This is a genomic window from Devosia sp. (genome assembly GCF_017307565.1).
Classification (GTDB): Bacteria; Pseudomonadota; Alphaproteobacteria; order Rhizobiales; family Devosiaceae; genus Devosia.
The window spans coordinates 1-11,644 of sequence record NZ_JAFKHD010000439.1 but is presented as its reverse complement, the minus strand read 5'-3'; the positions used below and the strand labels follow the sequence as shown (position 1 = coordinate 11,644).

Here is an 11,644-nt window from a genome sequence, read left to right as displayed (position 1 = left end):
AGCGTGGCGATGTCGATGGTCGATGCCCTCTTGGGACAGGACTCTCCCATGCCGAAGAATTTCTCGCTGATGGGATTTGACGATCTGCCCATAGCCGGCCTGGCGAGCCCACGGCTAAGCACGGTGCGGGTGGACCGCGAGGCGATAGGCCGGGGCGTGGTGCGCCTGCTTTCACAACAGATGGATGGCGAACAGGCGGTGCAGCACCTGGAGATCGGGCTGACGCTGGTTGAAGGCGAAACGGTGCATCCGTTTGAGTGATGCCGGAAGGCCACCCATCGATGGACTTCCTGGCGCGCAGGCGTCAGATCGAGAGATCTCGTCCGGTATTTGAAATAGTCTCCCACCCAGTCCCTTTGGGGCGTGGTGCGCTCGAAGTGTTGGGCGTACTGCCCCTCCTGCGAGTGCTTTGACGGCGCGCCGGAACGAAACTTTTTCATCCACAATGTTGAAAAACAGGCCGCTCTGCGCTGTTTTGCGCCGGCTATCCGGCTCTTTCCATTGTGCAATTGTCGCAAAATTGCGTAATTTGCATGAAAAACGCAAATTACTTGAATTTGCGCAAGATTGTGCATAGCGTTGCATGTGTTCGGTGACAAATAAGGCAGCTGCGGTTCGCAGACTGTTGGCATCGAGCACAACCTGGGAGGGGAATTGGTGACTCTGCAGCAGTGGAACATGGAACCGGTACGGAGGGTGCTCAAGACAGCACTCGAAAGCCCGGCTGTTCGCTGCGTCGTCGCGCCCCAGAAATCGACTGACGGACAAGCTGGCGCCACTCGGCCTCTCACAGCCGGAGCGTGAAATCTTGCCGTCGTCATCTCGCCGCTCGCAGGGCGGGGAGTGCCGCCCTTTTGGGGTGGGGTCTACCGAGGGCGGGCTGCGGAGGATGCAGCTTGCCGAATGTGATTGCCGGGGCAGAACCCGGAAATGGGAGGACTTTATATGAGAAAGAACTTTTCGCTTCGTCTGACCGGCGCCGTGGCCGTTGTGGCCATGATGACCGCGGCCGGACCGGCGTGGGCGCAGCAACAATCGCCCGTACTGGACGCGGCGGTTGCCAGCGGTGAACTGCCGCCGGTCGCCGAGCGTCTGCCGGCCAATCCGCTGGTGGTCACGCCGGTCGAAAGCGTCGGCACCTATGGCGGCACCTGGCGCAGCGCGCTGCGCGGTGGTCTCGACAACGCCTGGATCGGCCGCACGGTCGCCTATGACGGGCTCGTTCGCTATGACCGCGAATGGAAGCAGATTATTCCGAACCTGGCGGAAAGCTGGGAAGTGAGCGCGGATTCCCGCACTTTCACGTTCAAGCTGCGCGACGGGCTGAAGTGGAACAACGGCACGCCCTTTACCTCCGCCGACATCGCCTTTGCCGTGGAACTGATGAGCGAGCCGACCTACGGCGCCGGCACCTTCATCAAGAACCCGAACAACAAGGTGAAGGTCGAGGTCATCGACGACACTTCCTTCAGCCTCGTCTTTGAGCACCCCAATGGCGTGATCATGGACGAACTGGCCAGCATCAACGGCCTGACCCTGGTATCGCTGAGCAAGGACTACTGCAGCCAGTTCTATCCCAAGTACAATCCGAATGCCGCCACCGAAGCCAAGGCTGCCGGGTTCGAGACCTGGGAACTCTGGATGGGCAACCGCTGCTCGTGGGCGACGGAAACCATTCGCTTCGCCAATCCCGACCTGCCGTTCATGAACGCCTGGATGATCGAGGAACCGCTCACCGGGAACGCGACCCGCACCACTTTCGTGCGCAACCCATACTATTGGAAGGTCGACACCGAAGGGAACCAGCTCCCCTATATCGACCGGCTCGAAATGCGCGTGTCGGATTCGCTCGAAGAAATCACGCTGATGGCGCTCAATGGTCAGATCGACTTCCAGGATCGCCATATCGCTACCGTCGCCAATCAGCCGCTGTTCTATGACGGCCAGGAAGCGGGCGACTATCGCCTGGGCGAAAACGTCCCCTCGACGATGAACACGCTCATGCTGCAGTTCAACATGAACCATGTGGACGAGAAGCGCCGCGAGCTGTTCCAGAACAAGGACTTCCGCATCGGTGTCAGCCATCTGATCGACCGGCAGGAAATCATCGACGTGGTCTTCACCGGCCAGGGCGAACCCTACCAGGCTGCGCCGCGTCCGGAATCCCCGTTCTACGACGAGGAAATGGCCAAGCAATATACCGAGTTTGATGCCGACGCTGCCGCAGCCGCGTTCGAGGCAGCAGGGCTCGTCAAGAACGGCGACTACTATACCTTTGCCGACGGCACGCCGCTCAAGATCACCATCGACATGATCTCCTCGTTCCGTTCGGAATGGGTCGACATGATGGAACTGCTACAGCTTCAGCTCGAGGCCGGTGGTATCGACGTGGAACTCAATAACATCGACCGCACGCTCTACTACGACAAGCGTCCGGCTGGCGACTATGACGCCCAGATCTGGCAGGGCGACGGTGGTCTCGATGTCATCCAGGAGCCGCGCTACTACCTGCCGGCCAACGATGAATCCGTGTGGGCCTACCGCTGGGCACAGTGGTTCCAGGGCTCGCGTCCGGAAATCGCCGAAGAGCCTGCTGCCTGGGCCAAGGAGCAGATGGAACTGCTCAACAAGCTGCGCAGCGAAGGTAGCCCGGAAGCCCGGAGCGACCTGATGAAGCAGATCCTTGCCATCTCCAAGGAGAACTTCCCGGTGGTTGGCGTCAGCCTGCCTGGCAATGGCTACTACATTGCCAAGAACAATCTGCGGAACATCGCACCGAAGATGCTGCACGCATATCTGTTCCCGACCCCGGCACCCTATGACCCGTTCCAGTGGTACTTTGCCAAGGAATAGGTCCCTCCCGGCCCCTCGCGACCCGTCCCTAGGGCCGCGAGGGCGCTGAAAAGCGGCGCTTCGGCGTCACTTTCAAGCCGGCCACACCAAGACCTCACGCTGAGCTTGTCGAAGCGCGAGGTCGAGCGAGTGGAGGTTGATGTGCCACGACCCCGTCCTTCGACAGGCTCAGGATGAGGTCTACTGGGATTGCTTGCCTTTATGTCAGGAGACGCCAATGTTGCGTTTCGTCTTTCGGCGTCTCATCGCCATGGTTCTTACGCTCTGGGCCGTCAGCTTTGTGGCTTTCGCCATTATCCAGCTGCCACCGGGCGACTATCTCACCACTTATCTGGCGAGCCTGAGCGCCAGCGGCGACCTCGTGGATCCTGCGGTGATCGAAGCGCTGCGCCGGCAATATGGTTTTGGCGAACCCTATCTCATTCAGTACTGGAAGTGGTTCTCGGGCATCGTGACCCGCGGCGACTTTGGCCAGAGCTTCGAGTGGAAGGCGCCTGTGACCGACCTGATCTGGGGGCGTCTCGGCAACTCCATCCTCGTCGAGGGCCTGGCGGTCATCGTCATGTGGTTCATCGCCTTGCCCATCGGCATCTATGTAGCGGTGAAGAAGTATTCGCTGGGCGACTATCTCGCGACCATTGCGGGTTTTATCGGCCTCGCCATCCCCAATTTCCTGCTGGCGCTGCTGCTGATGTATCTCAGCTTCGTCTGGTTCGGCACGACGATCGGCGGGCTCTTCTCATCCGAGTTCGAAACTGCACGGTGGAGCCTGCCCCGGTTGTGGGATTTCCTGGCTCATGCCTGGGCGCCGATCCTGGTGCTGGCGACAGCAGGTACCGCGGAACTGATCCGTATTCTGCGCGCCAACCTGCTCGATGAACTGAAGAAACCCTATGTGACCACTGCCCGCGCCAAGGGCCTGCCGGAATGGAAGGTCATTCTCAAGTATCCCGTTCGCGTGGCGCTCAATCCGCTGGTGTCGACCATTGGCTGGCTATTGCCGGCGCTGGTCTCGAGCTCGGTCATTGTTTCCGTGGTGCTTAAGCTGCCGACCGCCGGTCCGCTGCTGCTGCGTTCGCTGACCAGCCAGGACATGTATCTGGCCGGCGCAATCATCATGCTGCTCGGTGTGCTCACTGTCATCGGCACCCTGATCTCGGACCTGCTTCTGGCCTGGATCGACCCCCGAATTCGCTATGGGAGTAAGTGATATGGCTCTCGATACGGTTGCTCCGGGCGTCGATGTCGCGCCGGCCAAGCTCAAGCGTGAATCCCAACTGGCGCTGATGTGGCGGCGCTTCAAGCGCCACCAACTGGCTGTGATCAGCCTGTGGATCGTGGTCTTCTTCTATCTCGTGGCCGCGATTGCCGAGTTTCTGGCACCGACTGACCCGTCCGCCTATAGCGCGCGCTACACTTATGCGCCGCCGCAAGGGCTGCACTTCATCGTGGCCACGGAAGGTGGCGGATGGGCGTTCCAGCCGCATGTGAACGGCTACAAGACCGAGGTCGATCCCAAGGCCATGCGCCGCAGTTTCGTGATCGACCCGGAAGTGATCATTCCGGTGCAGTTTTTTGCTCCGTCCAAGCCCTACCTCCTGGCTGGGTTCATTCCCATGTCCGTAAAATTCATGGGCGTCGAGGACCCACGCGATCCCTTCTACGTGCTGGGCGCTGACCGGTTGGGCCGGGATCTCCTGAGCCGTCTCATTCACGGAACGCGCATCTCGCTGTCCATCGGTCTCGCCGGCGTGACGCTGAGCCTGTTCTTTGGCATCGTGATCGGCGGCTTTGCCGGTTACTATGGCGGCTGGTTCGATAGCGCCGTGATGCGTGTTGTCGAGTTCATCCGCTCCATGCCAACCATTCCGTTGTGGCTTGGGCTCGCTGCGGCGCTGCCAAAGGATTGGAGTGCGCTCCAAACCTACTTTGCCATCACCCTCATTCTCTCGCTTATCGGCTGGACCGAATTGGCGCGAGTGGTGCGCGGGCGCTTCCTGTCGCTGCGGACGGAAGATTTCGTGACGGCGGCGCAGCTCGATGGCGCCAGCGACTGGCGCATCGTGACCCGGCATATGGTGCCAAGTTTTACCAGCCACATCATTGCGGCGGCGACACTGGCCATTCCCGGCATGATCCTGGCGGAAACGGCACTGTCCTTCCTTGGCCTCGGGCTGCAACCGCCAATCGTGAGCTGGGGCACGCTGCTCCAGGAGGCGCAGAATATCCGCACGCTGGCGACGGCGCCGTGGCTGCTGACGCCGGGCGTCTGCGTGGTGATCGTCATCCTTGCGCTCAACTTCTTCGGGGACGGCCTTCGTGACGCCGCTGATCCTCATGGCCGATAATTTTCCAACTTCAGGAGTGCCTGGCATGACCAAGCCCCTCCTTTCCATCAATGACATGTCGATCGTGTTCACTTCGCCCGATGAGCCAGATATCGAGGCGGTGCGGCAGGTGGACTTGACGCTGACGCCGGGCAAGACGCTGGCCCTCGTGGGCGAAAGCGGTTGTGGCAAGTCAGTGACGGCGCGAGCCGTGCTGAGGCTTCTCGACAAGAATGCCGATATTCGGACCGGCGAGATCGTCTATGACGGGCGCGACGGGCAGGTTGATATTGCCCGGCTCAAGCCCGACAGCACGGCCATGCGCTCCATTCGCGGTGCACAGATTTCGATGATTTTTCAGGAGCCGATGAGCTCGCTGTCGCCGGTCCATACGATCGGCAACCAGATCGACGAGATCACCATGCTGCATGAGCGACTGACGCCGAAGCAGGCGCGGGAGCGAACCATTGCACTGCTCGACCAGGTGGGTGTGCCGGGGGCGCGGGATCGGGCCAATGCCTATCCGTTCGAGCTTTCGGGTGGGCTCAGACAGCGCGCCATGATCGCCATGGCGCTGGCTTGTACGCCCAAATTGCTCATTGCCGATGAGCCGACGACGGCTCTGGACGTGACGACGCAGGCGCAAATCCTCGACCTGCTGCGGCAGCTGCAGGAAGACTTTGGTATGGCCATGCTGTTCATCACCCATGACCTCGGGGTCGTGGCCGAAATCGCCGACGATATCGCGGTCATGTATCTCGGGGACGTGGTGGAGCAGGGGGACGTGTTCGAGGTCTTCAAGGCCCCCAAGCACCCCTATACGCAGGCGCTCATGAGTTCGGTGCCGCAGTTGCAGCGCAAGGCGGATCGCGTGCGGCTTCAGCCGATCAAGGGCACGGTGCCGTCGCCCAAGGATCGTCCGGCTGGTTGCTCCTTCACCAGCCGTTGCCCGCATGCCTTTGGGCCCTGTGCCGGGACGCGGCCGGAGCGCACGCAGGTCAGCGAAGGCCATATGGCTCGCTGCCATCTCCTCACTCACGTTAAAGAGGAGGCGCTCGCATGACGACGCTGCTTTCTGTCGAAAATCTCTCAAAGGTCTATACCCTCGGAGGCGGGCTCTTCAAACAGAGCCGGGACCTCGTGGCGCTCAACGATATCAACCTGACGGTGGAGGCGGGGGAGACCCTTGCCATCGTGGGCGAGAGCGGTTGCGGCAAGACTACGCTCGGGCGCTGCATCATCAAGGCGCAGCCGGTGACTGAGGGTAAGGTCTTCTACCACCAGGAGGGGGGCCAGAAGGTCGAGCTGACTTCGCTCGACAAGCGAGCCATCAAACCCTGGCGGCGCGATATCCGAATGATCTTCCAGGATCCGATGAGTTCGCTCAACCCGAACATGCGCGTCTTCGATATCGTTGCCGAGCCGCTGCGGGTTCACAAGATCTGCAAGGGGCGTGAACTTGAAGACCGGGTTGTATCGACGCTGGCCAAGGTGGGCATTCCGGCCGACGCCATCGGGCGCTATCCGCACGCGTTTTCGGGCGGTCAGCGGCAGCGCATCGGTATCGCCCGGGCGCTGGTGCTCGATCCTAAACTGGTGATTGCGGACGAAGCGGTATCGGCGCTCGACGTCTCGATCCAGGCGCAGGTTTTGAACCTGCTCGATGATCTCAAGGAAGAGTTCGGGCTTACCTATATTTTCATCAGCCACGATCTTGGTGTCGTGAACTACATCGCCGACCGGGTGGTGGTTATGTATCTCGGCCATGTGGTCGAGACCTCGCCCACCGAGCTGCTGTTTGAACGGCCGCGCCATCCCTACACGGAAATGCTGCTCGAAGCCCTGCCCATTGCCGATCCGAGCCGGCGCAAGGGGCGGAGCAAGGAGCTCACGGGGGAAATCCCCTATCTGGGCAACCGGCCTAAAGGATGCCCGTTCCACACACGCTGCAAATATGCCGAGGACCGCTGCCGCGAGCAGAAGCCCGAGCTGCGTCCCATCAACGGCACCGCTCAGTCGGCTGCGTGCCACTTTGCCGAAAAACTCAATCTCAAGGGCGCTTATGAAGCCGCGCCGCAAAAGGTTATTGCGTGAAATGACGTATGATCCGGCCACCGCCAATCCACTTTTTGGCAATCCGCTCAAAACCCGCGACGACGTCGAAAAGGGGCTTCGCGATCTCTTTGCGCCGCTGCTACCGTATTTTTCCGAGGGCGGCGCTCGCGTGCGGCTTGATGGTGCCGGCGCGCATTTCGACCGGGCTGCGGCCGACCTTGAGGGGTTTGCCCGACCGCTGTGGGGCCTGACCCCCCTGGCTGCGGGCGGTGGCGACTTCGACCATTGGGAACTCTACCGTCAGGGCCTTGCCAACGGCACCGACCCCGAACACCCCGAATATTGGGGCACGCTCAAGGGCCAGGACCAGCGGCAGGTGGAATTGGCGGCCATCGGCTTCACCCTGAAAATGCTGCCCCATCTCGTATGGGACCCGCTGCCGCAGAAGGCCAAGGACAATCTCGCCGCCTATCTCAAGCATGCGCGAAAATTCGACTATGCGGACAATAACTGGAAGTTCTTCCGCATCCTGGTCGACCTCGGGCTTGAGCAGTGCGGAGTTGAGTTCGACCGCTCTTATACCGACGCGTATCTCAAGGAGCTCGAGGGCTTCTATCTCGGGGACGGGTGGTATCGCGACGGCGATGTGCGGCGCCTGGACCACTACATTCCCTTTGCCATGCATTTTTACGGCCTCATCTACGCCAAGCTTGCTCGGGGCGACGAAGAACGGGTGGCCAACTACAAGGAGCGGGCGCGGCTTTTCGCGGAGGATATCCAGCATTGGTTCGACGAGGACGGCGGCACGCTCGCTTTCGGGCGGAGCCTCACCTATCGTTTCGCCTGCGGCGGCTTCTGGGGGGCACTTGCCTTTGCCGGCGTCGAGGCGCTGCCCTGGGGGGTCATCAAGGGACATTTCCTCAGGCACCTGCGCTGGTGGAGCAAGCTGCCGATCGCCGATCGCGACGGGGTGCTTTCCATCGGCTACGGCTATCCCAACCTCTTCATGTCCGAGAGCTACAATTCGGCGGGTTCACCCTATTGGGCGCTGAAAGCCTTCCTGCCACTGGCGCTGCCGGCGGACCATCCGTTCTGGACCGCGGAGGAGGTGGAGGCCGACTTCCACGCCAAGCCAGTGCCGCTAAAACACCCGGGCATGGTGATGCAACACAGCCAGGGCAATGTTGTCGCCTTGTCGAGCGGACAGCAGGTCCGGTTTGGCCGCAAGACCTGGCATATGCGCCAGGGCGCTGAGAAATATAGCAAATTTGTCTATTCGTCGCGCTATGGCTTCTCGGTCGAGGCCGACGATCGGGACTATGACAGCGGCGCGTTCGACGGCATGCTTGCCTTTACCGACGATGGGCTGCACTACCGCGTGCGCGAAGGCAACGAAGTCGCGCAGATTGCCGAAAACGTGCTCTTTGCGCGCTGGAAGCCATGGGCCGATGTAACCGTCGAGACATGGCTGGTGCCTGCCCATCACTGGCATGTGCGCGTGCATCGCATCACCACGCCCCGCGCCCTGCACACGACCGAGGGAGGCTTCGCGATCTCGCGGGCCGACCTCAATGCCGACACCTATATCGATGAGCCCGGGCGAGGCGTCGCCAAGAGCGAAACCGACGTCAGCGCCATCCTCGATCTTGCTGGCCACCGGCAGGGCAGAGCCTTCCGGGCACTGCCCAACACCAACCTGATCGCTTCAAAGTCCATCGTGCCGCAACTGCTTGGGGACATCCCCGTGGGAACGACCGTGCTGATGACAGCTGCCATGGCGCTGCCGGCGGGCCCGGAGGCGGAAGCCGCGCTCGTCGCGCCGCCGCATGCACCGGACCTTGCTGCACTGGAGGCGCTTTTTGCCCGCGAAGGCGTTGATGTGTCTGCGATATTGGTGCCGGAGCGGAATTGATGCCCCCTAAAGTTCTCTTTGCCATGGCGGCGGACAAGACGCGGCACGTCTTCGACGCCGCGACAATCGACCGTCTCGGACAAAGCTGCGAATTGCTGCAGCGCGAGCCGGTTGAAAACTTTGTCGACCCCGAGGCCCGGCGACTGCTGGCAGAGACCGAAATTCTCGTCACCGGTTGGGGCTGCCCGATGGTTACGCCCGAGGTTTTGCGTGCAGCCCCGAACCTGCGGTTGATCGCCCATGCGGCGGGAACGGTGAAGTTTACCGTCGACCCGGCGGCCTATGTGGCCGGGATCAGGGTGACGCATTCGGCCGAGGCCAATGCCGTGCCGGTGTCGGAATTTACACTGGCGGCGGTACTGTTTTCGGCCAAGCGCATCTTCTCCTTCCGCGATCTCTATCGGGAAGATCCAAGCCGGACCTCCAGCTATGCGCTGGGCGATCTGGATATCGGCAATTACCGGCGCACTGTGGGCATTGTTGGTGCGTCACGCATCGGCCGGCGGGTTATCGAGCTTTTGCGGAATTTCGACTTTTCCGTGCTGCTCTACGACCCCTTCGTGCAACCGGGCGATCCTGATCTGGCAGGGGTGGAACTGGTCGAACTCGACACCCTGATGGCGCGTTCGGATGTGGTTTCCATTCACGCGCCGTCGCTGGCCTCGACGCGGGGCATGATCGGGGCACGGCAACTGAAGCTGATGAAAGATAGCGCCACCTTCATCAATACGGCGCGCGGAGCGCTTATCGACGAGGCCGCGTTGGTGGCGGAGTTGCAGACAGGGCGGATATTTGGTGTCATCGACGTGACCGATCCCGAAATTCCGCCTGCTGACTCGCCGCTTTTTACCCTGCCCAACGTTTTCCTGACGCCGCATGTGGCGGGGGCAGTCGGCACCGAACGGTTGCGGCTGGGCTTGATGGCGGTGGAGGAGATCGAGCGCTTCATCGAGGGCAGGCCCATGCTTTATGAAGTGCAACCGGAACTGCTTGAAAGGCTGGCGTGATGAACAGCATTGGTCCGGCGCCGGGTGAAGATGCAGGCTGGTGGAGCGACCGTCTGCAATTTCTCACCTGGGACCGAAAGCCAGAGGATATCGAAAGCGCGGAGCATCGGGCGCGGCAGGCGGAGCTGGCTTTGCGGGCGGGAGCGCGTTTTGCGCCCAGCGCCTATGTGGCGGCTGATGCAGCGATCTTTACCTCGCACCTGGTGCTCGGCGAGCAGAGCTGGATCGGCGGGTATGCGCTGGTGCGCGGCGATGTCGAGTTCGGTGCACATTGTACGGTCAATCCCTATGCGATGATCTCGGGGAAAGTGCGTTGCGGCGACGGGGTGCGGATTGCGAGCCATGCTTCGCTGGTTGGGTTCAATCACGGCTATGACGATCCCGATGTGCCGATCTACATGCAGAAGCACGAGAGCATTGGGATCACCATAGAGGACGACGTCTGGGTCGGAGCCAATGCTGTTATCGTCGATGGCGTCACCATTGGGCGTGGGGCGGTGATCGCGGCCGGCGCCGTGGTCAGCAAGGATGTGCCTGATATGGCCATCGTCGGCGGCGTGCCGGCGAAGGTGCTCCGCTTCCGTGGGCGTGGGCGCAGGGACGACGCGCGAAAACAGCTTGAGGCGCTGGGGGACCGGGCCGCCAAACAGTGGCGCGATGTGCTGGCCGAGAATTTTGACGGCGAGGCGTATGTGTCGCGCGAGCATGATGGCGAGGCGCGGCGGAGCAATCGGCACCTTTGCGATGCCATCGAGATTGCAACTGCGTTCGATCAGCTGCCGCCGGGGCTTGATGTGCCGGGGACGCTGGCACGTTTGCAGGCGGTGCAGGACCCCGTAACCGGGCTGTTCCCTGATCCGTTCCAGCCACCGAAGCCGGGTACGGCGCAGCGCGATGATGGGCTGGCGCTCTACAATGTGCTCTCGACAGGATACGCGATCGAGGTGCTCGGCGGGCAGCCGCTGCATCGGGTCGAGGCGGTGGAAATTCCGGCGACGGAATTGCGGCTGTGGCTCGAAAGCCTGCCCTGGCGCGAGCGGGCCTGGGGCGCGGGTGCGGCGGTGGACGCCATCGGCACGGCGCTCTATTTCAATGCGCGGTATTTTACGACCGGCACGTCGCGCGAGACGCTGTTTGGCTGGCTGGCGATGCGGCAGGATCGCGGATCGGGCCTGTGGGGCTCGCAGACGACTGTGGAGGGATTGCTGCAACCGGTCAATGGCTTCTACCGGCTGACCCGCGGCACCTATGCCCAGTTCGGCATCGCCGTGCCAAGGCCGGAGGCGGCGATCGACTCCGTGCTGCTCAACCATCGCAACTATGGCGGGTTTTCGGGGCGGACTTACACGGCCTGTAACCTGCTCGATACCATTCACCCGCTGCTGCTATGTCTGCAACAGACCGACCATCGACGGGCGGAGGCGGAGCAGATTGCGCGCTCCGTTATTACGCGGGCCGGGGAGCGCTGGATCGACGGGAAGGGCTTTGCC

Annotated in this window: 9 protein-coding genes; all 9 read left to right on the top strand. The window is 61.8% G+C overall.

Annotation, left to right across the window (positions count from 1 at the left end; genetic code table 11):
• Nucleotides 1-261 (top strand): substrate-binding domain-containing protein (locus J0I64_RS19185; protein ID WP_291411256.1); only part of this gene is annotated, 261 nt, incomplete at its 5' end.
• Nucleotides 262-945: 684 nt separating this feature from the next.
• Nucleotides 946-2,853 carry an ABC transporter substrate-binding protein gene (locus J0I64_RS19180; protein WP_291411254.1) on the top strand — a complete coding sequence of 636 codons (1,908 nt, stop codon included), beginning with the start codon at nt 946-948 and terminating at the stop codon, nt 2,851-2,853.
• Between the two features lie 217 nt (nt 2,854-3,070).
• Nucleotides 3,071-4,063: an ABC transporter permease gene (locus tag J0I64_RS19175; RefSeq protein WP_291411252.1), complete on the top strand. Its 993-nt coding sequence runs from the start codon at nt 3,071-3,073 to the stop codon at nt 4,061-4,063.
• Between the two features lies 1 nt (nt 4,064).
• On the top strand, nt 4,065-5,201 hold the full coding sequence (locus tag J0I64_RS19170; protein WP_291411250.1) for an ABC transporter permease: 1,137 nt from the start codon (nt 4,065-4,067) through the stop codon (nt 5,199-5,201).
• 25 nt (nt 5,202-5,226) lie between these two features.
• Complete coding sequence (locus tag J0I64_RS19165; protein ID WP_291411248.1) at nt 5,227-6,243, top strand: ABC transporter ATP-binding protein; 1,017 nt, start codon at nt 5,227-5,229, stop codon at nt 6,241-6,243.
• Nucleotides 6,240-7,274, top strand: coding sequence for an oligopeptide/dipeptide ABC transporter ATP-binding protein (locus J0I64_RS19160; protein WP_291411245.1), 1,035 nt, complete (start codon nt 6,240-6,242; stop codon nt 7,272-7,274). Before J0I64_RS19165 ends, J0I64_RS19160 begins: the two co-directional genes overlap by 4 nt.
• Before the next feature lies 1 nt (nt 7,275).
• A complete protein-coding gene (locus J0I64_RS19155) occupies nt 7,276-9,147 on the top strand; it encodes a DUF2264 domain-containing protein (RefSeq protein ID WP_291411242.1) in 1,872 nt (623 codons plus the stop codon).
• Complete coding sequence (locus J0I64_RS19150; RefSeq protein ID WP_291411241.1) at nt 9,144-10,154, top strand: hydroxyacid dehydrogenase; 1,011 nt, start codon at nt 9,144-9,146, stop codon at nt 10,152-10,154. Before J0I64_RS19155 ends, J0I64_RS19150 begins: the two co-directional genes overlap by 4 nt.
• The coding region (locus J0I64_RS19145; RefSeq protein ID WP_291411239.1) for an acyltransferase at nt 10,154-11,644 on the top strand (1,491 nt) is incomplete at its 3' end. The genes J0I64_RS19150 and J0I64_RS19145, both read left to right, overlap by 1 nt.

What these genes read in the sequence shown, in the direction of transcription:
- J0I64_RS19180 (WP_291411254.1), top strand. Translation starts at nt 946, where the DNA reads ATGAGAAAGAACTTTTCGCTTCGTCTGACCGGCGCCGTGGCCGTTGTG.
- J0I64_RS19175 (WP_291411252.1), top strand. Translation starts at nt 3,071, where the DNA reads ATGTTGCGTTTCGTCTTTCGGCGTCTCATCGCCATGGTTCTTACGCTC.
- J0I64_RS19170 (WP_291411250.1), top strand. Translation starts at nt 4,065, where the DNA reads ATGGCTCTCGATACGGTTGCTCCGGGCGTCGATGTCGCGCCGGCCAAG.
- J0I64_RS19165 (WP_291411248.1), top strand. Translation starts at nt 5,227, where the DNA reads ATGACCAAGCCCCTCCTTTCCATCAATGACATGTCGATCGTGTTCACT.
- J0I64_RS19160 (WP_291411245.1), top strand. Translation starts at nt 6,240, where the DNA reads ATGACGACGCTGCTTTCTGTCGAAAATCTCTCAAAGGTCTATACCCTC.
- J0I64_RS19155 (WP_291411242.1), top strand. Translation starts at nt 7,276, where the DNA reads ATGACGTATGATCCGGCCACCGCCAATCCACTTTTTGGCAATCCGCTC.